Origin of the sequence: Bdellovibrio sp. HCB2-146, from assembly GCF_047345725.1 — a bacterium.
In the GTDB taxonomy this organism is placed as follows: domain Bacteria; phylum Bdellovibrionota; class Bdellovibrionia; order Bdellovibrionales; family Bdellovibrionaceae; genus Bdellovibrio.
Window position 1 is genome coordinate 994,386 of record NZ_JBLEQP010000001.1, and the last position, 25,212, is coordinate 1,019,597.

Consider the following 25,212-nt stretch of genomic DNA (forward strand, 5'->3'; position numbering starts at 1 on the left):
AAAGATTCTCTAAAAATTAATCGCAACTCATTGAGTTGATATCTTTTGAAAGATGCGACAAGAACGCTTTAAATGCTGTTCCTTTCACTCCGCAAATTTCGATAGCACCGCGACCACAACCATCGAGTTTTTCTCCAAGAGCGGTTCTTTCCGCGCTGTCAGAAACTAAAATCGCGTAGCCCGGACTGTATTGCATAGTGCAGATGGCGTCCGCTGGAACTTCACTTTTACAAATGGAAGCTCCCTCAAGAAGTGCCTTGAGTTCAGCTTTGTCATCATCACTGAGGCAACGGCGAGCAGACACTTGTCCTTGCGCTGACGTGTAACGAAGCTCTCCGCTTTCCACATCGAGAATCCATTGAGACGCTTCATTTGAAGTGAGTTCGACCAATGACACAGATTCAAGATCGCCTACTTTCGTGCTTGGCGTTCCCGAAGCTCCTGCTTCTGGCTCTGAAGAGAGCGAGCTTTGACTGCAATTTTGGAATCCCAAAATGAGACAAAGAACTCCAACTATTCCAACAATTTTCTTCACGTTCATCCCCCGTTTTACGGTGTATCAATGTGAATAGAGGCAAGAAACATTCCCACCCTATGACTTCTATATCGTAATTCGGCGGAAAAGATTTAGACGCTGTCTAAAAGAAAGCAGTCACACTTCCTCGGGAAGAATGCTTTCTCGACTAAAGCAGTACTTATGAACCAGCTCCACAACCGTCTGCTTGCGTATAGGCTTTCCGCAGTGATCATCCGCGCCTGCGGCTAAGCTCTTTTCCACGTCCTCTGTAAAACTATTAGCCGAGATCACCACGATCGGAGTGCGTTTAAATCCATGAGCGCTTTCCCAGCTGCGCAATCGGCGGATTGTCTCAAGACCAGACATGCGAGGCATTTGCACGTCCATCAAAATCATTGAGTAACTTTTTAGTTCACACTTTTCCAAGCACTCCATGCCGTTGTAAGCCGACTCCACATTGATACCTTCAATGCGTTTTAAGTAAGCTTTGATTAGCGCATGATTTTCTTCCATATCATCGACAATCAAAACAGTTTGGTTAAAGTCCGCCATCTGCAAGGGCATTTCAATTATGGCTTCGAAATTGGGATCCGTTCGCTTTGGCGGCCAAACGCCGATTTTTTGCGACGGCAAATCTAGAACAAAGAAAAATTTAGATCCCGCACTTTGTTGGCTTTCAACGAGCAGTTCACTTTTCATGAGCTGCACAATACGACGACAAATACTTAATCCCAATCCTGTCCCACCGAAGCGACGAGTGACGGAGGAGTCTTCTTGCTTAAACTCATCAAAGATCCAACGCAGGTTTTCTCTGGCAATTCCAACACCCGTGTCTTTGACCTCAAAATAAATTCTCTCATAACCCGTACCTGACGAATTAAGCGGCTGAATGGTCAGTTCAACAAATCCTTTTTCCGTGAACTTAATTGCATTACTTAAAAGATTAATCAGCACTTGCTTGATGCGGAAAGAATCTCCCATCACACGGCGATCCTCATTTGGCACATGCAATGACCAACGAAGTCCGCGTCTTTGCAAAGGTGCGCGGATAAAGGCTTCAATCTCGCCGACCAAGTCACTCAAAAGGAATTCGCGGTTTTCCAATTGCATCTTTCCGGATTCGATTTTCGAAAAGTCTAGAATGTTATTGAGAACGCTTAACAGAACTTCACCCGCCTCTTGCAAGGAGCGCAGGTAAGATTGCTGTTCCGGATTGAGTTCGGTCTCCGCCATCAACTCCGAAGAACCTAACATCGCATTCAATGGCGTGCGAATTTCATGACTCATGGTCGACAAAAATAAGGACTTTGCCTTGGTCGCCGCTTCGGCGCGATCACGTGATTCCAAAAGATCATTCATCGCCTGTCGGTCGTGGGCCATCACATAATTTCCGGTGAACCAGTTCATCAAGGTCATCAAGATATACGCAACAAAAGCCAACAGGATAAAAATGAACAGGCGGAAGTAAAGATTGGTGTAAGCTTCGTTTTTCTCTTGGTAGATCACAAGATGCCAAGGACGACCGCGGATAGGCTTCGCAAAACTGATATAGGTCTTACCGTCGGCACCCAGGAATTCTTGAATACGTTGACCTTGAACGTTGAAGATTTTCTCTGACAATTTTGGAAGCGCTTGAAACTCATCGCGCGTGAAAGCCCGCAAGTGACGATATCCTATCAATGCAGAATCCTTCGCCAGCAACGGCAATACAGGACGACCATGTTCATCGACTACCAATACTCCGCCGGTGTCACCTAAACGCACCAGTCCCAAACGATGTGCAATATCGCCACTCAAAGTATCGATACCGACGACAGCTTCTAGTTTGTTTTCCCGATAAATTCCCATCGCCGTCGTGAACATGATTTTTTCGATATAACCTTTATCGAAATAAAAGTTAGAGAAATTTACGCCGGGACGACCTTCATTCATCGCCCACCACAACATCTCAGGGTCTTTGTCATAACCTGGAGTGAGGAATTGTTCAGAGACGAAAGTACTCGGATCATTGAAAGCGGCATTGGCAAACAAAGAATAATCACGATGCACAACTTGAATGAACGACTCGCGATTAAAATATTTTTTTGCCAAACGAGGACCTAGAGCAAAAAAGGCATTGAACTGAGTTGTGTGCGGAGCAATTGTCGCAGAGGTGAATTCTTTAAAGCGTTGCAAGCGCTCATGCGCGGGAATCACTTCAAACAGATCGACCAAGCTTTTGAGTTTTTGAACATTGCCTTCAAGGCTTGAAATGTCGTGATTCAGGCGATCGACTTCACGATTCAAAACAGGTTCAAGACGGTCACGAATCGCACGCTGTTCAAGATGGGCCAAATACGCTCCGTAGACACCAATGATGGTGAGTACAACAAGCGCCAGTACTATCTGGTTTAGTAAAAACAAATGCCCAAATGTCAGCTTCTTCTTCACTCTTAAAGGATAGACAACTTCCTTACCCCTGTCGTCTTACAAGAAATTTCCTTCGGACCTTTTACTAGTGGTGAACTTTTGCCCACGCGTCCAACGAGGATGCCCCAAAGTCATCATTTTGCATCGCATTTTCTTTGCATCACCCAAAAGGGTGACATAGCGTCACCTGGTCAAAAAACCGTAAAAGGAGATTCTATGAAAAATCTATTGGTAGCAGCTATGCTTCTTGTTGGCTCTTCTGCATTCGCAGATACAACAATTGTTAAATGTGTTGTTCCTTCTGCAACAAACTCTGTCACTTTGAAAGTCGACCAAGCAGACGATGAATCAGTTGATTTCGTTGCTGTTTATTTGAATGAGAAGTCTGGTGCTTCGACGTTCTTCTCGCAAATGGATAAAGGCACGGTTGCGCAACAACTTCAAAATGGTTTCTTGAACATCTTGGCTTTGACTGAGAAATCAAACCAAGTTGATGGCGTTATCACAAACACAGGCTTCCTAGCTTTGAGTCTTGAATCTGCTGGTAAGTTCTCTGGCTTCTTGGCTGCAAAAGGCAACATCTACCCACTAGACTGCCAAACAAAGTAATTTCACTTAGACATATTGTTCGAAATAAAAAAAGCCCTGGTTTCCCAGGGCTTTGTCTTTTCAGATCAGGAAACGAAAACTGACCCGATTAGAAGTCCAAACGTAAATCCGTGTAGTATGTCGTGATTTCACGATCTGTGTCCGAACTCGCGCCAAAACTGAACGGAGTGTTTTTATACTCTTGCTTCATATAGCCCAAGCGCCATCCTAATTCAGGAGTGAGCTTGTAAAGCGCATAAGCATGAGTACCAGTACCAGGAGTGCTGTAGAAACCATTCACAACTTCTGTTGCTGGGTCGTAGTTAAATACGTTCTTACCACCCGCCAAGTACTCAGCACCGATGAACAAATCAGACCATTTGTATCGAGCTGAAACCAAAGTCGAGTTACCAGTCAGCGATTCGCCTTCAGATGAAGCACCAAAACCGTAGATAGAACCCAAACCAGGAACAGTGATAGTTCCGCTGTTTTCAACTTTTGTGTTCAAGAAAGTCACAGCCAAATCAAATCCAGAATCCATGATTTGATTCAATTCTGCCACGATAACTTGACCGCCAACTTTGAAATTAACCAAGCCAGCACCAGCACCACCACCCGCATTGAATAAAGAACCATCAATTGGAAGGTCGCCCGTTTGATAAGCCATCGCTAGAATGCTGATTTTATTCGCGACTGACGTGTTCGCAAGGTTGTATTCAAGCATCAAAGAAGTAAAGTCAGACAAACTGTTAATTTTGCTGCCTGCGATTGTCACATTGCCAAGATTTCCTGCGCCACCAATTTTACCCGTGCTCGATGTATAGTATGACATCGGAGTATAAAGGATACGGGCGGAAAAACTTTGGTCTGCATCAATCGGAAGATTGTAAGAGAATGCGATACCATCAAATGGAGCGTTGTAGCCCATAGAAGGATAAGTACCCATTCTAGCTTTTCCAAGAGGAAGATGACTTGGAGGACCGTCCATTGTTGGCAAACGACCAAACGAGAACGTAAACTGCTCAGCAAAACGGTAATCCGCGTATGCTTTCTCCAAGTAAATTTGAGGCCCAAGCTCCGCACGAGAGTCAGATGGGTCCGTTAAATATGATGGCGCAGTTCCCACACCACTTGGCTGAACGGCCCAGGTGTTGAAGTACTTTGAAGCCGTCAAAGTCGAGTAGAAACTGATTTTTTTCGACACGTCAGCGTTAATATTAATACCTGAACGCAAACGAAGATGTTGAGTGTGACCTTTAAAAGCTCCAGTTACAGGAGTCGTTTGTTCAGCATCTACATCGTCATAGCGTGTGTTCAGATAACCGCTAAATTTAAAAACATTCAAAGCTTGGTTTGCTTCTAACTCAGCAACACGGTCTTCGAGAGACATGTTTTGAGCTTGAGCCATCATTGGAACCATTGAGGTAATCAAAGCGATTTTAGATAATTGTTTTAACATTGTGTTTCTCCCTATTGTCCGACAACGGCACCAGAGTTTGATTTGAGGCAGCTTACTTTGCATCCATCCACGTCGACTTTGTCGCCAGGAACGCAAGACAGGAACAAGCTTTTAACTTGTTTAAGAGCGTCGTCTTTTGAGAGATCTTTTCCGCAGGCTTTTTTTACTTCCGATTGAACATCTTCGACTTTACCGGCAAAAGCCATCTTTCCGGTAAGCATGATAGGCAATATTGCGGCCACCATGATGATATTTTTCATGCACATCCTCCATGAGCGTTGGTTCGATCATGATTTCGAGGATTCTCACATTCAGTCAATGAATCTTGACAGACCCTTCCAATTAACAGATTTCTTCTGGACGTAAGTCTTTAATTTCAAGACGAAAGGCTCATAAAAATACGAGCCTTTCCTTCTAACCAATGTATTATGTGGTAATTCTAGTCCAGGTTATTGACTGTTTTTTATCAAGGACGATTTACGTAATCGGTTTTCAAACACTTGAGCGTGCATTGCTCTTCAATCTTCACATCGGTATTTGGAATACAGCTAAGGAACAAAGCTCGAACCCAATACTGAGCTTCTTCGGGACTTACCAGCTTACCACATTCTTTGCGAATGATAGTTTGTACAGCGGCAACCTTGTTTGCATGAGCAAGGTCAGTCAAAAGCACAAGCATAATAGTGATGATGCAAAAGCCTTTTTTCATTAACTACGTCCACGTTTATAGAAGCGTTTTTGCTTCTAAGTTATTTATCGGCAGCATCGGCCCGACTTAAGAGGGGTTCAACTTACCGATTTTTGCAATGACGTTCCGAAAGTCCCGAGGTCGCTGTTAATTAGCAATTAGCACCGCTTAATCGCGGTTTCAATGAAGGTAGAATTACAATTTGATAAGGTTAATTCGAGCCCTCAAACGGCTCTAGAAAAGTGAGCGGAGTTAAATCAGAAATAAAATAGAGGAGTCCGAAACAAATAAAAAAAGGGAGCTGAAACAGCTCCCTTTCTCGATCCAACTCGCGTTGTTCGTAGTTCCTCGTGGGAACAGCGAATTAACGTTTAGAGTATTGGAATCTACGGCGTGCACCTGCTTTACCGTATTTCTTACGCTCAACCATACGAGGGTCACGCGTAACAAAGCCAGCCTTTTTAAGAGTGCCTTTGAATTCTTCGTTGAATGCGATCAACGCGCGAGTGATACCCAAACGGATAGCACCAGCTTGGCCAGACTCACCACCACCTGCTACAGTGATTTTTGCGTCGAATTTGCCAGTTTGGTTCAAAAGCTCAAGCGGTTGCAAGATCACCATGCGAGATTGCATACGAGACAAATAGTCGTCTGCTTTCTTACCATTGATAGTGATTGTGCCTTTACCAGGTTTCAAGAAAACGCGCGCAGAGCTCGTTTTTCTTCTTCCAGTTGCGTAGTAGAATTTATCTGCTGCAGCCATTGTCTATCTCCAATTACTTCTTAGAAGGAAGAGTGAAAAGTTGTGGCTTTTGAGCAGCGTGTGTGTGCTCAGCACCAGTGAATGTCTTCAATTTCATGATAACTTGGCGAGATAGCTTGTTTGTAGGAAGCATGCCGCGCACAGCTTCGTGCATGATGAAAGTTGAATCTTTCATTTTTGCTTGAGCTGCAGTCATCTCTTTCAAAGAACCAAAGAAACGAGAGTGACGGAAGTACTTTTTGTCTTCCCACTTAGTTCCTGAAAGTTCCATTTTGTCCGTGTTGATAACGATGACGAAGTCACCAGTATCTACGTTCGGAGTGTAGATGGCTTTGTTTTTACCACGAAGGATGTTCGCAACGTGAGTCGCAACACGACCGACCTTTTGGTCAGCAGCATCAACGATCCACCATTTTCTTTCAACTTCATCTGCTTTAGCATTAAAAGTTTTCATTTAGGGTCTCCAATGTTCTTGAACATGTCAGTTTTACCGTCTGCATGCTCGGCAAAAAATGTTTGAGTTTAACAACGGGCTCTTACACTATTTTGCGGGAAGGGATGTTTTAAAGTTCTAGGCACCTATTGTCAAGGTCCTGAGGATAGAAAACTCTCATCAAATACAGGCCCTGCGCAGGAGCCGAAGGACCGGCTTTTTTGCGGTCTTCAGCCTGTAAAATCTCCTGCATTTTCACGGGGTTCATGCCTTTTTGCTCAAGCATCAGCGATGTGCCCACGATATTGCGAACCATCTGCTTCAGAAAACCACTCCCCGTGATCGTAAATTGGAGAACGTCAGGACGGCGCCACTCCCAGTCGGCTTGATAGATCTCGCGAACCGTTGTCAGGATCGGGGTTCCGACCGACTGAAAGCTCTTAAAATCGTGTTTTCCCAAGAGAAATTTTGAACTTTCCTGAAGATGCTCGATATTCAGAGGCTTTCTCACCCATTCCGCATAACGGTTTAAATGGGCGCTCGGGCGCGGACGGTTCACAATTAAATAACGATACGTTTTGTGAGTGGCCGACAAAGTCGCATGGAAGTCTTCTGGAGCAATCCACGCTTTTTTAGCCACAATCGACGGCGGCAGCTGAGAATTCAGGGCCCAGCACAGGTCCCATTTTTTAGCCGGATCGATCTTGCGATGCGTAGAAAAGTGGCAGACTTGGTTGAGAGCGTGGACCCCGGCATCGGTACGGCCGGAAGCAAAGAGAGTGATCTTCTCATTAAAGACTTTTTCCAGAGCTTGTTCCACAACGTGGGCTACGGAAATCTGTCCTTCTTGTTTTTGTTTCTGCCATCCACAAAACCCGGTCCCATCATAGGCCACGGTAAAGCGGATCTTTGTCTTTTCACTCATGATCACGGTTTACATCGCGCCGCCCAATTTTTCAAGAGGTACGCCGTACCTTTTTGGAGTACTCCGCATCAGAAAGAAAATCTGATGATGCCTCTGGTTCGCTTTCTTATGTTTTTCGGATAACAAATTTTGAGAGGCCGCCGGCCAGTGTGAGCCAGCCGGTGTTGGTTCCCACTTTTGTTGGAGTCGCAGTAAAATTCCCCCAAGTCCAAACAGTGCCGTTTGTTTTCATGGCCATCGAGTTTTCGGTATCTGCTGCGACATCGGCCCAATCGGTGTCACTGCCGACTTGCACAAGAGTGGAGACATCGATTCCGCCGTTGCCGATGACCTGATATTTATTATTTTTTCCAGAAGCCCACAAAGTTCCATCTGATCTCACCGCCAAAAGATGTCCGTCACTCATAGCTACTTTCATCCACGTCGTGACTCCAACTCTGATGGGGCTTGATCGACTGGCCGTGATTCCTTGCGCTGTGATTCCTGCAGTTCCGTTGCCCCAGGTCCACAAGCTGCCATCAGTTTGAATCGCGGCAGCGGAGGCAGAAAATGTAGGTCCTCCAAGCACAACTTGCGCCCATGTTGTTTGTGCACCGACCTGTATTGGCGACGAAAAATAAACACTCGAAGATCCAACACGCTCGCCCCATCCCCACAACGTTCCATCAGAGCGAATGGCCAATTGGCTCTTCGGAGCAGATGCAATGTCACTCCAAGTGCTGCTGCCAATTTGTCGAGGAGAAATGGAACTTGGATAACCACCGATCCCCAAACCGCCAATAAAAGTTCCCTCCGAGTTATATCCGTTACTTCCCCACGACCAAAGTGTGCCGTCGGTTTTAATTCCAAGTCCGACGTTGGCACCGATGACAGCTTTGCTCCACTGTGTGCCTGATCCCAACTGCACTGGAGTTGAAAGAATTCGTTGAGGAGCCGTGTATCGATTGCGACCCCACACTCGAATGATGCCTGATTTATCAAGTCCCACGAGTGATGGTGTATAAAATTGTGAATTGTACGGAGCTTCGATCGTGGCCCAGTTCACCGCAGAGCCAAGTTGAATCATCGTCGAGATCTGCGTGCCGTTTAAGACATTCGGAATGAACGCCGTATTGGTACCAGCAAAATAAATCCTTCCATCATTTTTGATAAAGTAAGAGCCTTGTTGATTTGCGACGTGAGCCCAATCAGTTGCAGAGCCGACTTGAACAGGACTTGAAAGATTGCCCACAACTCCCACGCCAGCACGACCGTCGACATTATAAGCCCACACCCAGAGACTGCCGTCGGTCTTCTGAGCAAAAACAGTTGCAGCGGAGTTAACTGAGAGAAAAAGTTTTGACCATGTCGTATCCGTTCCTATTTGAACGGGACTAATACGATCTTTTAGTACTGTCGTCGGAAGGACGGCCGTAGGATTTTCTCCATTCCCCCACGCCCACAATGTTCCGTTTGGTTTAATTCCAAAATAGACCGGCAAGTTTCTGCTCGATTGATAGATCGACTGCCACGTTCCCGCAGCAGAAGCCAGAACAGGAGACAGGTTCACCGACGTTTTTCCAAGACCGAGACCTCCATAGTTTGAAATACCCCAAGCCCAGAGACTGCCATCGGTTTTTATTGCGAAACTTAATCCGAGAATACTAAATGCCTTTGACCACGTTGTGCCCGTCCCTATCTGCACAGGCGTTGAGTAACTGGCGTTGTCGTCTCGACCAGACAGATTCACATCGTTGCGCCCCCACACCCACAAAGTTCCATCCGGTTTTGTTGCAAGCACTGTGGAATCGAGACTCTTTTTTCCGGTGACGCCAATTGAATTCCAGTTTTGATTTCCTGCGAGTTGAAAATTTGCATAGCTTATATTCGTCAGACTCGCACTACCTGAGAGTTGGTAACCGCCGTTTGTTCCAGAGAAATAAACATTTCCTGCCGTATCCTGCAGATAAGCAGTCGCGTATCCGCATGTGACCGACTTCCAAGTTGTACCTGTTCCGTACTGCACAGGTGTCGAAGAAGCATTGGTACCAAGTTGTCCGGATAAATTTGAGCCCATCGTCCACAACGTGCCGTCTATTTTTATCGCAAAAGAACAACTCGAGCCTGCAAAGACTTTGCTCCACGTCGTCAGAGTTCCCACGCGCACCGGAGTCGAGCGAGTTATCAAGTCCCCTTGCCCTAGTTGTCCGTAGTTGTTAGATCCCCACGACCAAAGAGAACCATCCGTTTTTACACCCAGTGCATGCCCGTATCCCACGGCAACAGTAGCCCAATCAGAATCTGTGCCGACTTGCACGGGCGTCGATATTGTTAAAGTCGTGCCCAGACCGCTTGCATAGGAGCTTGAACCGCCCCACGCCCACAGAGTTTTATTACTTTTTAGCGCTAACATCACATTGGCTTCACAAAATGAAGAAATCGAAGTCCAATCTGAATCACTTCCAATTTGCGTGAACACCGAGCGAGAATTCGTATCGCCGAGACCCAGCTGCGCGTTGGCGTTATTCCCGGCGCCATAGAGTTTCCCCGTCGTCGTCAAAGCAACTGTGCCCGCGTAGGTTGACGCGACTTGCGACCACGTCAAGCCTCCGCCAACAAGAGTGGGACTTGTCACGTGATCGTTGGGCCAAGCCGCATCGATCATATATCCCCAAGCATAAAGCGATCCGTCAGTTTTTAAAGCGTAGTTCGGTGTTAGATTGTCGCCATTGATGAGCAAGTTTTTCCACGGTCCGACACCCAAAATCTGAACGGGACTTGAGGTGCTGACGGTGTTATTCGTTCCTAAACCGCCATAGGTATTGCGACCCCATACCCACAGAGTGCCGTCACTTTTGGTAGCACCGATCGAGCGACCACCGCGGAAGATATCAACCCAAGTTGTTCCGGGTTGTTGCACGGGAGAACTCGTTGCACCATAGTTAGGATTTTCATAATCCCCTTCGCCCCACACCCAAATCGTGTTGTCAGAACGAAGGGCCACATGAACGCTGTCCCAGCTTGCATCAAGAGCGGTGTATTTTTGAAAAGTCCCATCCAGAATTTGCACGGGCGTTTCGGCAAAAACAGAAAGGTCCGTTCCAAGCGATCCTTGATCTTGGCCTGCGACCCAAAGAGTGCCGTCATCTTTTCTGGCGAGAAAACTGGGACTGCCGACAAAGGTTTCAATGGCACTCCATGAAGTCGTCGAAGTTCCCACAAGTTTCGGCGAAATTTGCGAAGAAAGATTTCCATGTCCCAATTGTCCGTAAGTATTTACTCCCCAGCTATAAAGGCCGGGCGGAAGATTCGCGACTTTGCGACGCATGATACGAGCACGAATAAAACCAAGCGCACTTTGCGGAGTCACGAAAGTGTTTGCAGCAACGAGTCCTGCGACCGAGGCGCAGATCTTGATCAAATCACGACGAGAAAACTGATTATCGCTCTCGAGAGACTGATATTCAGACTCGAGGTGGTTCTTAAATTCCGCATCTGTTTGCAGTCGACACAGAAGCGCTTTGAATCTATTTTTCAAAAAGTCCCGGCGTTGATTCATGAATCCAGATTAAGGGATTCGAATTATGCCGTAAATATCGAACACTTTATCTATGATATACAGATACGAAAAATGCTCCGTCTCGATACATGAGACACGCCGTCTAGTCTCCAGTGACGGCGTGCTTTTTCTGAAACGAAAAATTTTGAGACGAAGTCCTTACTGTCCTAGAGTTACTGATTGTAGCTCGAGAGTTGTGACTTCTTTATCCTCTTTATCGTCTTTAACTTTTTTAACAATTGCGAATGGAACGTCACCGATCCATTTTGTTACTGTTTCGTCGTCGTCTTTGCCCTTGTCTGATTTCGTGTATGAGCACGTATTATATGTACCAGCTGGAACCGTGATGCTTTCTAGCTTGCCACCTTTGGATTCACACATCGCGATCACTTTCGTGTAGTCCTCAGAACTATAAAGTCTTGAAACCTCATTCGTCTCAGTTTCCATTTTATCACCAATAGTTTTTTCTTCCTTCACCGTCCACTTTTTCGTGGTCTCGTTGAAGCTCATGACTTCTTTGGTGACTTTCACAGCAACGGAAGTCCCATCCCCCGATACGATGGTGCCGGCCCACTCGGCTTTGTCTCCTACTTTCGGATAAGCCCACGCTTGGATCGCGCCGAGTAGTATCGCGCCTAGCAAAAAATTTTTTACCAACATATTTCCTCCTTATGGTTGTGTTGAAATCAGAGGAGACAGAATGGCAGCGATTGATGCGAAGGTGACCTTTTTTAGATGAAATCTGCAAGCATACAAAGAGAGCAGCGTGCAAAAAAAGAATTGGCAAAATTACTCTGCGACGAAAGCACGAGTGTCGTTGCAGATATACAAGTAATTATTTGTATGGCTAAGTTATTTACCAAGTGCTGCTGGAATATATTCAACCAAACCTGACAACACCGAATGGAAATGTGACTGCGTTTGCAAGCGCTCTTTGCCAAATCGTTTTTCGAACTCCTGGCGAATGAACGGAACTTGTCCCGTTCCTCCCGTCAAACAAACAAGATCCACCTGTTCTGGTTGAACGTTCGCAGAGGCCAAACATGCATCAAGAGAAGCAAAGATTTTTTCTTTCGTTTGCATTGCCCACTCGATGAATTGACTCACTGAAAACTTCTCATGGATCTCGACACCCGGATAATCAAATGAAAAATCAGATTCGGCTTGTCCCGATAACGCGCGCTTGGTTTTCTCTATTGATTCAAAGAACGGAAAGATTTGTTGGTCTTCGATTAAGATGAACAAACGATCTAAAGCATCTTTATCTTTTTGCGTGAGAGAACATTTGCGAACTTCGCGGATAAATTCGTAAGTCTCTTTTTCTTTTAAGTGCACGATATGAGCAGGATGATTCAGTCGTTGCGTGACAGCGGGAGGCATTGACAGAACATTGCTTCCCATCGGCAGCCGATAACGAGACTTTGCACCAAAATAATCACTCAACCTCTGACTCATGAAAACGCTATCCAAAGCATCGCCCGCAAGCGGACAACCATCAATGGCCAAAACGTCTTCGCGCTTAAAGTCTTTTTCGGAGAGACGAATCAAGGTGAAATCCGAAGTTCCTCCCCCGAAGTCGCCGATCAAAACCAATTTTTCTTCTTTAAGATTTTTGCGGTAATCAAACGCTGCCGCCAAAGGTTCTGGAACAAATTCAACTTCTTTAAAGCCAGCAAACTTCGCAGCCTTCTCCATGCGATGAAGCGCAAAACCATCCGCGACGGAATCCATCGAGTATCTGGCAGGTCGCCCGATCACAGCACGATCCACTGTCGTCCCGAGAGCGGCTTCTGCCCGCTTTTTTAGTTCGAGTAAAAACACGCCCACTAAACTTTCCAGAGTGAGAATACGATTGTCGAGAACCGTGCCCAGATAACCTTGATTGGGTAAGTGCGATTTAAAAGAACGAAACAACCGCCCTTCCATATCATTTTCAATGTAATTGGAAATCGCTTCGGACCCATAAAAACACTGATCCGCATGAGGAAAATAAAGCAAAGTCCGCATCAACGTAGGATCACTGGCCTTCGGATCGACTGGCAACGCCCCAATCACTTTCCCTTGATGATAAGCCCCCACCAAAGAATTACTCGTCCCAAAATCAATAGCCAAAGTCGTACTCATAAGGAGCTCCCAGAAAAAGGTAATTCTACATGAATGAAAGCGCAGGAGAAAGGTGGACTCGCCCAAAGATATACTTTTTTCGGCAAGAAAGGAACCTGGTACCTTTTCGACACGAAAGGAAGCAGGTACCTAGAAGTCGGTTGTGATGCCTAGATTTGCCAGGCCTCCGGTGAAGTCGAGATCTTCGGAGACTGTTACGATTTGGCGGTATTCTAGGACGACCCAGAGGTTTTTGATTCCGTATTCTGTTGTGAGACTGAAAGATGTCTCACGATCAAGCGAACCGACGTTGAACATCAAGCCTGCGCCGGCATAACCACCGGGCGTTCCGACGGCGTTGGGACCTTCACCGTCATCGCGGAACTCAACGACTGGGAAGTAAGTTCCACCGGCATTCACAAAAGGTGCAATCGCTTGCCGATCTTTCCATTGCATACGGTAAAGGGCACCCAAGTTCAGAGGAACAGCTGCGAAAGTATATTCTTCCTTCGGAATCAAAGTTTGGCTTGGATCCACGAAACGACCGCGGCCTTGCGCGACGATAATTCCAAAACCCGTTTGCACCGCCAGATTTCCCATCCAATCAAATGGCTTCCACTCAAAGTCGAAGCTGATAACTGGAACGGGACCCTTGGTGTACATTGTTTTAAATGTCGTCACTCCGTCAGAGGCAGTGATGCGTGGAGCGTCCATCATCCCCACACGGAAGCTTCCCGTTTGCGAAAATTTTTTGTCTTCTTCGGTGCGATATACGTAAGTTCCGTCTTTTTCAATTCTCATCAAACCTTTTGCGGCTTGAGGATGATGAATGTATTCGGTTCCACCTTTTGGATTTTTACGTACGACTACAGGAGCGGTATACACCGGAGCTGCGACCACAGGTTCATCTTCAATCGGAGGAGCTTCTTCAACGACGTCGCTTCCAATCTGATTCATTTCATCTTCGACGGATCCGGCTTCTGGCACATTCTCGTTGAGATCAACAGATTTCTTTTCAGATGGAGGTGGTGGCACCGGTTGGTTCGGCTCTGCACTCATGATTTCGTCTTCAATGCGCAGGCTTTCGTCAAACTCGGAGTCTTCCTGAACAAAAGGGGGTTCTTGAGGAGCTGACTCTTTGACTTGGGCTTTCGCACCAATAGCAGAGATCAGAAGCAAAGCCATTAATATGGAAGAACGACTGATCACGCCACACCTCGAGATTTAGGCAGCTTGAAACGACGATAAATCAAAACAACTGAACCCAATGTTGCAAAGATCAAAGCAATTCCCGCCCACAATCCAAATGCCACAGATACTTTTGCAAATAACAAAAGTGGCCAGAGCATCAAGCGCACAACACCACGAGCCGCATCGCTTTGAGCGATGCGGTTGGCATAATACGGACTGTGTTTGTAGTAGAAGCGCACGAATTCTTTTCCTAATTTATTTGAGAACAAAAACTCGTTACGGAAATCACGGAAGGATTGAACTTCAGGCGCCATATCACTACCGAACGCCGCTGTTGCGATAAAGCAGGACTTGTCATCAAGAAGGCCTACGACTTTTTCTGGAGTCCCACAAAGCTCTGTGTCGGGACGAGGAGACGGAGCATTTCCAACCGGTGTGATGAAGTAGATATTTCCGGCCCGATCTTGATTGGCCATCACAAAGCAATATGTCGATCCGTTGTTTAAACCAGTAATGCGATTGTCACCGACAGGGGGACTGGCACGCGTATTAAGGCTGATGGACGTCATCGGCGAAGCGTTCGTAATACGTGCGATAGTTTGCGCGTTGGTTTCACCACTCAATTGTTCTTCGTAGAAAAACACAATCCCGCGGTAATCGACATCGCTGATCGAATTCGGATAACCGTTGGGTTGAACAAACAGTCGATCCGCGTAGATCTTGGCATCTCCGGGATAAGTTTCAAAATGGCAAAAGCCCATGTTCACTGTCGGCTCGGCCCCACCATTATCAACGTCGCAATCCGTATAGAACCACGTTGTAATAGCTGTCATATCAACAGAGCTCACGCTGATGGTCATCGTCGCCGTGTCTGTTGATCCTGAAGAACCACCGATGTTTTTAAATCCGACAACTAAATCATCGGTAAAAGATTTTGAACAATCCGTTGAAGCATTCGCGCTGGTTTTTGAACAAAGCGCGCCCCAAGGCACCGAAACCGAAAGAACACCGCCGGAATACGTGTGAGTCACTTGTCCTGATGTCACTTCATTTTCACCAACTTTTACAGTGACATCTGTCGAAGACGTCACGGATGAGTTGCTGACTGAAAACTCCATGTTCAAAAGGAGATTTTGATGAGCGTTGGTAGGATTGCAGGGAGAAATTTGATAGGTTGTAGCGCCAACCGTAACAGGCGTTCCTGTGCAAGTGTTACAAGTCGAGGTCGAGCCCCCCGCGCAGGAGCCGGTCACACCAGCATATATAGTTGTCTTCGTCGTCGTTCCGTCTTCACCAACTTCAGTGACGACACCAGAGGCACCTGTCGGGGTTCCACTTAAAGTCACGGTTGCCAGCGCAGATGAACCCATTAAGAGCGCGCTTACCAACAAATATATAGGCTGTAACTTAGAGAAAAACCCCATCCTCTCATCGAATCATGGGGCTATAGCCTTGTCAAAAGGCCAACCGGACCTTCGTCTATTAACCGCGGTCAGCCGAAGATTTTTTCGGCGATTTGGATTCCGTTGAGGGCAGCCCCCTTACGGATATTGTCAGATACCACCCACATCAACCAAAGTTTTGAATTCTCTGGATCGCGGTGAACACGGCCAACATAAACAGGATCTTTACCGCTGACATCACGAGCTAGTGGATAAACGCTGCGCTTGGGATCGTCTTGAACCACAAGGCCTTCACCACTTTCAAGCGCTGCCATCACGTGATCACGAGTCACATCTTTTTTCAAAGTCACCCATACGGATTCACTGTGCGCATTCAATGCCGGGATACGAACCGTGAACGCGGACACTTTCAAATCATTTTGGCGCAAAATCTTGCGCGTCTCTTTCATGATTTTGACTTCTTCCGAAGAATAACCTTCATCATTGAAAGAACCGATTTGCGGAATCGCATTGAACAAAATCGTGTGCGGGAAAGTTTTTGGCTTGTGATCGGCCTGATGGTTTGAAGTTTGCGCAAGCAACTCATCATGGCCATCTTTACCAGCGCCACTCACGGCTTGATAAGAACTCACACGCACTTCTTCAATACCGAATTTGTCGGCCAAAGGTTTCAGCGCGACAACCAATTGAATCGTTGAGCAATTTGGATTGGCAATAATTTGTGGTTTTGAACCCGGGCCAACAAGATCGCCGTTTACTTCTGGAACAACCAGAACCGTGTTGGGATCCATGCGGTAAGCAGCTGAGTTATCAACTGCGAAGGCACCTGCAGCAACTGCTTTTGGAGCCCATTCTTTCGAAATATCATCACCAGAAGAAAAGAAAACAAGATCAAGGCCGTCGAAGCAACCTTCCTTGAGAACTTGGCAAGGCCACGCTTGACCCTGCAATTCGATTTTTTTACCCAAAGAATTTTCAGATGCAAAAGGACGAAGTTCCGCAACTGGGAACTGTCTTTCTTCCATGAGGTTCATGAAAGTTTGGCCGACCATTCCGGTCGCGCCGACAACACCGACTTTAAGTTTTCTTTTCATTTTTTGGTGCCTCTTCCTCTTCTTCCTCTAGAACAAGATCACTTTCATGAACTTGTGCCGGAGCATAGACGCTAGGTTTGATCTTACGGATATTTTTTCCGAGTCTGAACACACCAAAAACTGTTCCAAGACCTGCATAGGCCAAGAACAATACGAAGAGCATCACTTCAGGACGAAGAGCGACAACAACCAAAATCGAAACACCCAAGATCAAGTAACGGAAAGGCAAACGCTCTTTCAAATCCAAATCTTTGAAGCTGCGGAAACGGAAATTCGAAACCATCACGAATGCCAAAAGCACTGTCATGATCAAAAGACCCACGTTACCCATGGCATCGAGTTCCAAGTCTTGGAACGCCAAAACAGAAGAAGCCACGATACCAGCTGCCATTGGGATTGGAAGACCTTGGAAATAGTTTTTCTCAACAACGTTTGCTTGAACGTTGAATCGCGCCAAGCGAAGAGCTCCGCAGGCTACGAACAAGAAAGAAGCCACCCACCCCAAACGGCCGAATGGTTGAAGCGCCCACAAGTACAACAAAACACCCGGAGCCATACCGAAGCTGACAAGGTCGCAAAGAGAATCGTACTCTGCACCGAATTTAGAAGTCGAACGAGTCAAACGCGCCAAACGACCATCAAGTTGGTCGAAGACTGCGGCGACAACAATCGCATAAGCTGCGTAAAGATAATTTCCTTTGATTGTTTGAAGAACGGCGAAGAAACCTGAGAACAAGTTTCCAGTCGTCATCAAATTTGGAAGGATGTAAATGTACATAGCCAAGCGTTGTGCTTTGGCTTCTTCTGCGTCGATATGTGATTGTGTCGGATCTGCCATGTCAGGAATCTACCCGACAACAGCGAAAAATCCAAAGAAATAAAAGAGGATAGAAAGGCCGATCGCGCTCATTACTGGCAGTGTTAGATTGTCATCAAGTTTGCCAACTGGAATCAATTCAGCGAAAGCGCCAACAAGTCCCGCAAGCAAGCTGACAACGATCAAACGATCCATCATATAGTTGTGGTACAACAAGAACGCGAACGTCAAAGCAGCACAAACAAAGAATGCTGCCATGAATCCTTGAATGGATTTGTGACCAAAGATCTTATCTTTACCGTAAAGGATCCCAAAGTAAGAGGCGATTGGATCTGCAAACGCCAAGAAAAGAAGAGTCAAACCCACAACCGGGCGCGGGAAAATGATATCAACCAGCAAAACACCGCTTAATAAGAAAGTCGTACCAGCGAGTTTTTTAACTTCGCTTTGACGCATGATCGGTTTGAATGCGTGAACGGCCCAATCATTCAGAGCTGCGTTTCTTTGACGTAAGAAATCGAAGGGAACAAATAGGAACCAAGCCAAAACAAGAATTGTCATGGACACAGCTGGCGGCAAATAAGTATAGGCCAAAAACATCGTGAAGACTCCTGACATATGCCAGATCTTCCGAGCATAATGTATGTCAGAACGTTTCTTTAAACCCACAGTTTCTGTTAGCCCTTCAAAAATCATGATTGAATTCATCCTTCGAATGCAAACGAGGCGCTAACTTAAAGGCTTAAGCTATTAATATCAAAGGAATTGATCTTACTCTAGCCGTTTGCATCAAGTTTGTGTTTTTACTTATAAATATAACAACCAAATGCCCCTCGACACAGCCATGTAAGTCTTCATAAAGGCCTTCTCGATAGGGAATCGCAATTGCCACCCACGGAATGTGAGGTCTTCAATAGAGCCGTGGGGGATTTGTGACCGATGTAATCGACGGGCTGCAGCCCTATTGGTTGGGACTCTTAATCGGATTTATTGTCGGACTCGAAAGGGAGCGTTCGCAAGCCTCCGAAACTCAGGCGTTTGGACTGCGGACTTTTTCTTTAATTGGGCTATTGGGAGCTTTTACAGGAACTGGGATTCCTGAGTTTTATGCGGCCCTCACGACTTTGTTTGTCTTGACCGCAATTTTGTTAGGATATTGGCGAACCACTGAAAATGCTGAAAGCGCGGATTATGGCTTCACGACTGAAGTCTCTGCGTTTTGCGTTTTTGTTTTAGGATCTATCAGCGTGAAGCAACCCCTCATTGCCTGCATTCTGGGAGCCTTCGTTTTAGCATTGCTCGCAGGGCGCACGTGGTTGCATCACTTCACGCGCCAACGAATTACGAAAAAAGAAGCCGATGCGATGATTTCTTTGATCGTGGTCGGCGCCGGCATTTTACCTCTGCTTCCCCGCGAACCCGTCGATCCTTGGGGCCTGTTTGTTCCGTTTAAATTGGGAAGCCTGGTTCTGGCTCTCGCGTTTGTGCAATTTCTCTCTTACGTTTTATTAAAAATGTTTGGCAAACGAGTGGGATTTGTTCTGGGTGGATTTCTTGCTGGTTTGGTTTCGAGCACTGCTGCCTTCGCACACATTCGTCAGACTATGGAAAGCGAAACAAAAAGTTCTGTGGCTAGTTCCCTCTCCTATGGTGCGATGTCGATTGCGGCAACCACGATATTATCTATTACGATTATCGTTGCTAACTCGATGGAACTCTTCCATGCCTTGCTTTGGAGTTTTGCTGTCGTACTTGGAGTTATCGTGATCACGACCGTGGTTTGCTTTTTTATTTCAAGAAAGGAAACCGTTGCCGAGGCCGAAACCAAAGATCCGTTGAATTGGAAAAATCAAATCGGCTTTGCGGTGATCTTATTTGTTATTATCGCACTCACCAAAGCCGCCGCAGATTTCGTCGGCGATGAGGCCTTATGGCTGGTGAGTTTTTTAAGCGGTCTCTTTGAACTTCAAGGCGTGACGTTTGCACTGGCTGCCACGGAAAGTTTTTCTGAAAGCCTGATTATCGCAATGGCTTTAGGTTATGTGGCTTCATTAGTTTCGAAGATGGCGTTGATTGCCAGCTCAAAAAACGCAAACTGGAAAGCCAAGGGCAGCTTTCTCGGGTTTTTACTTGTTTTGGTTTTGGGATTTGTAGGACCGCTTTTCTTTTAAATGAAAAAACCCGCTGTCTTTCAACTTGCGGGCTTTGTGCTTTCTAAATTTTGAAACTTACTTTGCATTTGTAAGTAGGAACTCGGTAGCGAAGCATTGAGTGCAATTTCCAGCCTTACCACTTCCTTCAAACGCACCTTTGATAACAAAGTTCAAAGTCGTCTCGGTGAACTTTTGGAAATCCAAATCTGGAGCCGCCGTCCGCAACGTTTTACCTAGGAGGGAAGACATTGAGGCACTGTTATCTGCAAACAAAATATAAATGGAAACTCCGTTTTGAGCACCCGGGCGAGAAAATCTTGGAATTGGCAAGCCACCTTCAAGATCCAGCATGCTAACTTGGTAATAGACCGCTCCACCGACGCCGTTCGAGTGCAAGAGCACATCGCCTCGTCTGCCTGTGTACGTGGCAAAACCAATAATCTCGAGTGTTAAATTCGAAGCCGCACCCGGATAGTTCTCGGTGAATTTACGATCGAAGGCGGCATTAGGATTTACTGAGTAAGTCAGATTAAAGCGCATACCCGGAACTAGTGTGTCACAAATATTAAAGACGTTATTTTCACAAGGAGGAATGACTCCTTCAAATCTAAAAACCTTTAGTGGTGAAAGCGGTACTGTCGTTCCACCGCCACTCGGTTCTGTTCCGCCTTTTTTAGCGAAACCCGTTGATACCGATACAAGAATTCCCAGAAACAGAATTAGATTTTTCAAGTTCATCTCCTGATGTTGTTTTAAGTTAAGTGAGCGTGTTGTCGTTGTGATTCTGTAATTCAAAAAGGAAGCCAGCACGCAAGTGTTCGAAATCACAATGCCCGTATTAAATTAATGCGACTAACGATTATGCGCAGAAGTGTCTCTATTCAAGACTTGGAATTGTAACTGCATGAAGTTATTTACCTTCATTGAGTTTTTCGAATTGTCGGCAAAACTGTTCCCGATTGAAGAGTTCAACAGTGCATTTCCCTCTCGAATGTGAGGGAAAAACTGATAAATGCGTGGAGATGTCCTCGGTGATTTTAGATGCGATTTGCGTGAACTTTAAGAACTTCTTCAACCATCATTCCGCCGCGTTCTTTATAGCGAATAGCGATTTCGTTATCGCCTTGCTCTAGCTGAATGAGATCTGTTTGATAACGATTCGGACCGCTCTCGAAAACTGAAGCCGTAAAACCGTTTTTAAGATTGATGATTTCGAGCGACTCCGCTTTAAATCCTTTGATGCAATTGCGACCTTGGATTTGCACGAAACTGCCGTTAATAGAAACCAACGAGCTCGTTGCCTTTTTCGCGCAGCTCAAGTCGTGCTGAGCAAAACGATCCCAACGTGGTTTTACTTCTTTTGAATCAGGAATACTGGAAGGCGAACGATCTGCTTTCACAGAACCCGTTTTCGCAACTACATCCGCGACGGGTGTTGGATCTGGCTCTGTCAAACTCGCAAAAGTCTTCGCTCCTAGAGCGAGAACAATCAGCGTCGTGATCGTTAAGAATTTTGCGTCGGTTGAAAACTTATGACTCATGATAACTTCTAATCGGAGTTTTCAAGCCGGACTTTAGGTGTGTCAAAATGAGATCGCTCCAACGAAAACCTCTTCGACCTTAGAGGGGATTCATGACTTTCAGCCAGAAGGATTTTGATTTTTGCACGCACCACAAGAGGAAACTCGGGAGCAGAAAAATCATCTATGCGAATGCGCAATTGCTTTGATACAGACTTTGAAGTCAGTTACTTTCCTGACATGGCATCGAAAACAAACCTTGTCGGAACGATTTCTCTTTTTATTATTTCTTTGTTCTTGTTGGTCGCACTCCTTGGCTTGTTTATCATTTCCGTGTTTTCGAATTCGGTCAGTGACAGCCTTAAAAAAGTTTACCTCAGCCAAGCTCAGTCTATCGGCGAACAAATTGGATCCCAATTTTTCGAGCGAAATAGCGATATTCGCGCAATCAGCGGTGCGCTTAAAGAAATTCCGAGCATGAATACAGCTGCAGGTGTGCGACTCTTAAATAGCTATGCACATCTCTATCGCCTGTATGACCTTATTTTGTTCGTCGATCAAAACGGAAAACCTGTTTTCCACAACACCACAGATTTAACCGGAGCGAAAATTCCGGCACTGATACAGGTATCTCCCGAAGAGATTCGACGAACTGCTTGGTTTACTCAGACTATCGGGACCGACCTTGCTGAAAAATCACCTCGGGGATCAACAGGTGTCTTTTTCGATGTCGTGAATAAAGGCCCCATTCTCAAACTTATTCCAAACACTCAAAACGGCTATTCCATTTTCGCGACGGCGGCCACTTTTGGAAATTTAAAAGGTGTTCTTGTAACTTATGCTCGTCTAGATTGGATTCGTGTGGCGGTGGAATTACAGTACGCCAAATTCGTTGATCTGGGGTTGGGTGACTCCGTTATTCGAGTAGTCAAAGGCGATGGGAGTGAACTGACTCGCTTGGGCGATCCAACTCTTGATTTCAAAAAGAACGAATCAAAAAATGGCTTTTCGATTGAGGCTCCCCTGCAAAGCAATCAGGTCCCTGATTCACTGGGATGGAAAGTTCAAATCTTTACTCCAAATTCGGAAGTTAAATCGCTGGTGCAGTATTGGCGAAATTACTTTATTGTGATTGCATTTGCTTTCTTGGGACTTGCCATTTTGGTCACGGTTTATTTTGGTCGCCAGTTCACAAGCCTTTCTCAACAGTACGACCGGGCCGTCGCTATTCGTGACGAGCTCGAAGTTCGGGTACGTGAAAGAACGCAAGACCTTGAAGACAATTTGAACGAAATCAAGGTCATGCAGAAGAGAATGATCGCGCAAGAAAAAATGGCAGGCCTGGGAGTGCTGTCGACCGGACTGGCTCATGAAATCAAAAATCCCCTGAGTATTTTAAGTAGTTCCGCTTCAATTCTGCGCGGTTACTTAAACGGGAAAATGAAAATTAACCAACACGAAGCTGACGAACTTTGCAGTGTGATTTTAAAACATGCTGATCGCATCGATATGTTGGTTAAAAGCATTCTGATTTCGGCGAAAAAGAACGTAGGGCCACGGTCCGACATTAATCTTGTCGAGCTCGTTGAAGAAATGATGATGCTTTCTTTAAAGGCTTTTCGGGTCAAAAATAATATCGACATCCCTCACCTTTTTGAGGTTTCTGGCGAAGACTGTCACGTTGTCATGCACACCGAAGAGTGCCGCCGCATCGTCGCTAATCTTTTGGATAATGCTATTTTCTCACTGTTAAAAAAATGGGGCTACAACGAAATTGATAAGGCCCTTTTGAAGGTGCGGATCAAACGTGACGGCGACGTCGTGTCGTTGACGGTTGAAGACAACGGAGTGGGAATCCCAGAAAACATTCAAAAAAATATCTTTACGCCATTTTTTACAACAAAAGAACCTGGACAAGGCACCGGCCTTGGTCTTTCGATGAGTATTGATCTGGCAAAAAAATATGATGGTCGTTTATACTTTGAATCAGTGGAAAATGAGTTTTGTAAGTTTACTCTCGAAATTCCTCACGGAAAGGCATAGGTAATAAGATGTTGAAAATTATTTTTGTCGACGACGAATTAGACCTTTTACCGTTAGTAAAGCTCTGCCTCTCTTCCGAACTCGAAGACTATCCTAATACGATCTATACTGCTAGCAGCGGAGAAGGTTGTTTGAAACTCTTGGGAGAACTTGCGCAGAATCAACCGCTTTTAGTAATCACCGATATCAATATGCCTCACATGAACGGCTTCGAATTAATTGAAAAAATTAAGACTCAATTTCCAATGGTAAAATACTGCGTTTGCACGGCTTACGACACTCCAGAATATGAAAAAAAAGCCAAGGACGTCGGAGCTATGCAATTTTTCTCTAAGCCTTTGGAGTTTAGAAAGCTCGCAAGCACGATCACGAATCAATTTCCAGTAACAACCGCGTAGTTGATCCATATATGTTAAATAAAAAAGGAAGGCTTTCGTCCTTCCTTTTTCGTTTTTAAATTTCCGATTCGATTATTTCTTGTCAATACTGATCGCGAACTTTTTAACGCCTGCACCTTTGACGATATCTAGAAGGCCCACGACTTTACCGTGTGGCACGTCTTTGTCAGCCGAGATGATCGCTTGAACTTCTAGGTTCTTACCAACCTCTTCAGTTGCTTTGGCTTTTACAGCGTCTTCATTCACGAAGCTGCCGTTCAAGTTAATGCGACCGTCAGCTGTCAGCGCGATATTGAGTTTACTTGGCGCCGTTTGATCTCCGCTGGCTGCTTTCGGTAGATTGACGTTGATTGTCGGCTTCATGAACATCGGCGCCGTCACCATGAAAATGATCAATACCACCAGGATGATATCGACCAGAGGGACGACGTTCATGTCCGCCATTACGTCATGATCGTCATGACTATTTTTCATTGCCATGGATTAGATTCCTTTTTTCTTAGCGTAAGCAAGGCAAAGCTCTTTCACGCTGTCCAAACTCTGGAAAATACCGCGCACTTGTTTGGTGTAAACGTTGTAGGAAATAACCGCTGGGATCGCTACGAAAAGACCTGCTGCTGTTGCAACAAGAGCCATCGAGATACCGGCCATCACGGTTTGTTGACCTGCTTCTGGAGCATTCGCCAAATCGTTGAAGGCTTTCATGATACCAAGAACTGTACCGAAAAGACCGACGTAAACGGCGTTGGAACCAACCGTTGCCAAGAAGCCCAAGAATTTTTCCAACTCAGGTCTTTCTGTCAAAGCATATGAATTGAAAATCTCTTCCAACCCACGGCTGCCAGAATCTTTCATATGTTTCATTGCGTATCCAGCCGCACGGCCTTCAACAGAATTGATATCGCGCGCGATATTTTCTACATCTTCAACGCTGTTTGTTTCAAGAGCGCGCTTAATTTGAGCGCGAACTTTTTGTGATTCTCCGGATACTTTTCTAAGCGCAAAAAAGCGCTCTAAAATCATCCCGATGCTCAAGATACTTAGAACCACTAGGATCCATAAGACGACTTGATCAGCTAAGTGGGCGACGGCAAAAACTTTCTCTGCGAGCATGGGTGATTTCCTCCAAATCTTTGACTGTGCAAAGTTATTGGAACATTATCTCTAAAA

At 45.7% G+C, this 25,212-nt stretch carries 24 protein-coding genes; 4 read left to right on the plus strand and 20 right to left on the minus strand.

Features of this window, described 5'->3' with window-relative positions; genetic code table 11:
- Window positions 1-16: 16 nt before the first annotated feature.
- Complete coding sequence (locus tag ACLWOR_RS04875) at window positions 17-535, minus strand: hypothetical protein (protein ID WP_413939553.1); 519 nt, start codon at window positions 533-535, stop codon at window positions 17-19.
- A gap of 117 nt (window positions 536-652) precedes the next feature.
- Window positions 653-2,947, minus strand: coding sequence for an ATP-binding protein (locus ACLWOR_RS04880; protein ID WP_413939554.1), 2,295 nt, complete (start codon window positions 2,945-2,947; stop codon window positions 653-655).
- Window positions 2,948-3,142: 195 nt separating this feature from the next.
- Between ACLWOR_RS04880 and ACLWOR_RS04885 the strand changes: the two genes are divergently transcribed.
- Window positions 3,143-3,535, plus strand: a complete 393-nt coding sequence (locus tag ACLWOR_RS04885; RefSeq protein ID WP_413939555.1) for a hypothetical protein — start codon at window positions 3,143-3,145, stop codon at window positions 3,533-3,535.
- Between the two features lie 88 nt (window positions 3,536-3,623).
- Here ACLWOR_RS04885 and ACLWOR_RS04890 read toward each other — a convergent pair whose 3' ends face one another.
- From ACLWOR_RS04890 to ACLWOR_RS04955, 14 genes are all read right to left on the minus strand, one after another.
- Window positions 3,624-4,973, minus strand: coding sequence for a DUF3373 family protein (locus ACLWOR_RS04890; RefSeq protein WP_413939556.1), 1,350 nt, complete (start codon window positions 4,971-4,973; stop codon window positions 3,624-3,626).
- Window positions 4,974-4,984: 11 nt separating this feature from the next.
- Complete coding sequence (locus tag ACLWOR_RS04895) at window positions 4,985-5,233, minus strand: hypothetical protein (RefSeq protein ID WP_413939557.1); 249 nt, start codon at window positions 5,231-5,233, stop codon at window positions 4,985-4,987.
- Window positions 5,234-5,439: 206 nt separating this feature from the next.
- On the minus strand, window positions 5,440-5,682 hold the full coding sequence (locus ACLWOR_RS04900; RefSeq protein WP_413939558.1) for a hypothetical protein: 243 nt from the start codon (window positions 5,680-5,682) through the stop codon (window positions 5,440-5,442).
- A 343-nt stretch (window positions 5,683-6,025) separates the two neighbouring features.
- Complete coding sequence (rpsI, locus tag ACLWOR_RS04905) at window positions 6,026-6,424, minus strand: 30S ribosomal protein S9 (protein ID WP_413939559.1); 399 nt, start codon at window positions 6,422-6,424, stop codon at window positions 6,026-6,028.
- 13 nt (window positions 6,425-6,437) lie between these two features.
- On the minus strand, window positions 6,438-6,878 hold the full coding sequence (gene rplM, locus ACLWOR_RS04910) for a 50S ribosomal protein L13 (protein WP_413939560.1): 441 nt from the start codon (window positions 6,876-6,878) through the stop codon (window positions 6,438-6,440).
- A 109-nt stretch (window positions 6,879-6,987) separates the two neighbouring features.
- Window positions 6,988-7,782, minus strand: coding sequence for a tRNA pseudouridine(38-40) synthase TruA (gene truA, locus ACLWOR_RS04915; protein WP_413939561.1), 795 nt, complete (start codon window positions 7,780-7,782; stop codon window positions 6,988-6,990).
- 106 nt (window positions 7,783-7,888) lie between these two features.
- Complete coding sequence (locus ACLWOR_RS04920) at window positions 7,889-11,320, minus strand: RCC1-like domain-containing protein (RefSeq protein ID WP_413939562.1); 3,432 nt, start codon at window positions 11,318-11,320, stop codon at window positions 7,889-7,891.
- Window positions 11,321-11,479: 159 nt separating this feature from the next.
- The gene (locus ACLWOR_RS04925; RefSeq protein WP_413939563.1) at window positions 11,480-11,980 is read right to left on the minus strand and encodes a hypothetical protein; all 501 of its coding nucleotides are present in this window, start codon (window positions 11,978-11,980) and stop codon (window positions 11,480-11,482) included.
- Between the two features lie 192 nt (window positions 11,981-12,172).
- A complete protein-coding gene (locus ACLWOR_RS04930) occupies window positions 12,173-13,444 on the minus strand; it encodes an Hsp70 family protein (RefSeq protein WP_413939564.1) in 1,272 nt (423 codons plus the stop codon).
- Between the two features lie 129 nt (window positions 13,445-13,573).
- On the minus strand, window positions 13,574-14,632 hold the full coding sequence (locus ACLWOR_RS04935; RefSeq protein ID WP_413939565.1) for a hypothetical protein: 1,059 nt from the start codon (window positions 14,630-14,632) through the stop codon (window positions 13,574-13,576).
- Window positions 14,629-16,005 carry a CFI-box-CTERM domain-containing protein gene (locus ACLWOR_RS04940; RefSeq protein WP_413939566.1) on the minus strand — a complete coding sequence of 459 codons (1,377 nt, stop codon included), beginning with the start codon at window positions 16,003-16,005 and terminating at the stop codon, window positions 14,629-14,631. Before ACLWOR_RS04940 ends, ACLWOR_RS04935 begins: the two co-directional genes overlap by 4 nt.
- 101 nt (window positions 16,006-16,106) lie before the next feature.
- Window positions 16,107-17,111 carry an aspartate-semialdehyde dehydrogenase gene (locus tag ACLWOR_RS04945; protein WP_413939567.1) on the minus strand — a complete coding sequence of 335 codons (1,005 nt, stop codon included), beginning with the start codon at window positions 17,109-17,111 and terminating at the stop codon, window positions 16,107-16,109.
- A complete protein-coding gene (gene pssA, locus ACLWOR_RS04950; protein ID WP_413939568.1) occupies window positions 17,095-17,949 on the minus strand; it encodes a CDP-diacylglycerol--serine O-phosphatidyltransferase in 855 nt (284 codons plus the stop codon). Before pssA ends, ACLWOR_RS04945 begins: the two co-directional genes overlap by 17 nt.
- Before the next feature lie 9 nt (window positions 17,950-17,958).
- On the minus strand, window positions 17,959-18,546 hold the full coding sequence (locus ACLWOR_RS04955; protein ID WP_413939569.1) for a diacylglycerol/polyprenol kinase family protein: 588 nt from the start codon (window positions 18,544-18,546) through the stop codon (window positions 17,959-17,961).
- A 314-nt stretch (window positions 18,547-18,860) separates the two neighbouring features.
- Between ACLWOR_RS04955 and ACLWOR_RS04960 the strand changes: the two genes are divergently transcribed.
- Window positions 18,861-20,099: an MgtC/SapB family protein gene (locus tag ACLWOR_RS04960; protein WP_413939570.1), complete on the plus strand. Its 1,239-nt coding sequence runs from the start codon at window positions 18,861-18,863 to the stop codon at window positions 20,097-20,099.
- A 57-nt stretch (window positions 20,100-20,156) separates the two neighbouring features.
- Here ACLWOR_RS04960 and ACLWOR_RS04965 read toward each other — a convergent pair whose 3' ends face one another.
- Both ACLWOR_RS04965 and ACLWOR_RS04970 read right to left on the minus strand, forming a co-directional pair.
- A complete protein-coding gene (locus ACLWOR_RS04965; protein ID WP_413939571.1) occupies window positions 20,157-20,813 on the minus strand; it encodes a hypothetical protein in 657 nt (218 codons plus the stop codon).
- Between the two features lie 305 nt (window positions 20,814-21,118).
- The gene (locus ACLWOR_RS04970) at window positions 21,119-21,622 is read right to left on the minus strand and encodes a hypothetical protein (protein WP_413939572.1); all 504 of its coding nucleotides are present in this window, start codon (window positions 21,620-21,622) and stop codon (window positions 21,119-21,121) included.
- A 165-nt stretch (window positions 21,623-21,787) separates the two neighbouring features.
- On the opposite strand from ACLWOR_RS04970, the gene ACLWOR_RS04975 reads away from it, so the two are divergent.
- Window positions 21,788-23,644, plus strand: coding sequence for a sensor histidine kinase (locus tag ACLWOR_RS04975; RefSeq protein WP_413939573.1), 1,857 nt, complete (start codon window positions 21,788-21,790; stop codon window positions 23,642-23,644).
- Window positions 23,645-23,652: 8 nt separating this feature from the next.
- Window positions 23,653-24,042, plus strand: a complete 390-nt coding sequence (locus tag ACLWOR_RS04980) for a response regulator transcription factor (RefSeq protein WP_413939574.1) — start codon at window positions 23,653-23,655, stop codon at window positions 24,040-24,042.
- A gap of 72 nt (window positions 24,043-24,114) precedes the next feature.
- Here ACLWOR_RS04980 and ACLWOR_RS04985 read toward each other — a convergent pair whose 3' ends face one another.
- Both ACLWOR_RS04985 and ACLWOR_RS04990 read right to left on the minus strand, forming a co-directional pair.
- Window positions 24,115-24,522 carry an ExbD/TolR family protein gene (locus tag ACLWOR_RS04985; RefSeq protein ID WP_413939575.1) on the minus strand — a complete coding sequence of 136 codons (408 nt, stop codon included), beginning with the start codon at window positions 24,520-24,522 and terminating at the stop codon, window positions 24,115-24,117.
- A 3-nt stretch (window positions 24,523-24,525) separates the two neighbouring features.
- Window positions 24,526-25,155 (minus strand): MotA/TolQ/ExbB proton channel family protein, encoded by a 630-nt coding sequence (locus tag ACLWOR_RS04990; RefSeq protein ID WP_413939576.1) that lies wholly within the window; start codon window positions 25,153-25,155, stop codon window positions 24,526-24,528.
- Window positions 25,156-25,212 lie beyond the last annotated feature (57 nt).

Bases quoted from the DNA above. Each gene is read 5' to 3' on its own strand.
- ACLWOR_RS04890 (WP_413939556.1), bottom strand. From the start codon at position 4,973: ATGTTAAAACAATTATCTAAAATCGCTTTGATTACCTCAATGGTTCCA.
- ACLWOR_RS04945 (WP_413939567.1), bottom strand. From the start codon at position 17,111: ATGAAAAGAAAACTTAAAGTCGGTGTTGTCGGCGCGACCGGAATGGTC.
- ACLWOR_RS04955 (WP_413939569.1), bottom strand. From the start codon at position 18,546: ATGTCAGGAGTCTTCACGATGTTTTTGGCCTATACTTATTTGCCGCCA.
- ACLWOR_RS04885 (WP_413939555.1), top strand. From the start codon at position 3,143: ATGAAAAATCTATTGGTAGCAGCTATGCTTCTTGTTGGCTCTTCTGCA.
- pssA (WP_413939568.1), bottom strand. From the start codon at position 17,949: ATGGCAGATCCGACACAATCACATATCGACGCAGAAGAAGCCAAAGCA.
- ACLWOR_RS04985 (WP_413939575.1), bottom strand. From the start codon at position 24,522: ATGGCAATGAAAAATAGTCATGACGATCATGACGTAATGGCGGACATG.
- ACLWOR_RS04980 (WP_413939574.1), top strand. From the start codon at position 23,653: ATGTTGAAAATTATTTTTGTCGACGACGAATTAGACCTTTTACCGTTA.
- ACLWOR_RS04900 (WP_413939558.1), bottom strand. From the start codon at position 5,682: ATGAAAAAAGGCTTTTGCATCATCACTATTATGCTTGTGCTTTTGACT.
- ACLWOR_RS04925 (WP_413939563.1), bottom strand. From the start codon at position 11,980: ATGTTGGTAAAAAATTTTTTGCTAGGCGCGATACTACTCGGCGCGATC.
- ACLWOR_RS04975 (WP_413939573.1), top strand. From the start codon at position 21,788: ATGCGAATGCGCAATTGCTTTGATACAGACTTTGAAGTCAGTTACTTT.
- ACLWOR_RS04930 (WP_413939564.1), bottom strand. From the start codon at position 13,444: ATGAGTACGACTTTGGCTATTGATTTTGGGACGAGTAATTCTTTGGTG.
- ACLWOR_RS04990 (WP_413939576.1), bottom strand. From the start codon at position 25,155: ATGCTCGCAGAGAAAGTTTTTGCCGTCGCCCACTTAGCTGATCAAGTC.
- rpsI (WP_413939559.1), bottom strand. From the start codon at position 6,424: ATGGCTGCAGCAGATAAATTCTACTACGCAACTGGAAGAAGAAAAACG.
- truA (WP_413939561.1), bottom strand. From the start codon at position 7,782: ATGAGTGAAAAGACAAAGATCCGCTTTACCGTGGCCTATGATGGGACC.
- rplM (WP_413939560.1), bottom strand. From the start codon at position 6,878: ATGAAAACTTTTAATGCTAAAGCAGATGAAGTTGAAAGAAAATGGTGG.
- ACLWOR_RS04920 (WP_413939562.1), bottom strand. From the start codon at position 11,320: ATGAATCAACGCCGGGACTTTTTGAAAAATAGATTCAAAGCGCTTCTG.
- ACLWOR_RS04970 (WP_413939572.1), bottom strand. From the start codon at position 21,622: ATGAGTCATAAGTTTTCAACCGACGCAAAATTCTTAACGATCACGACG.
- ACLWOR_RS04895 (WP_413939557.1), bottom strand. From the start codon at position 5,233: ATGAAAAATATCATCATGGTGGCCGCAATATTGCCTATCATGCTTACC.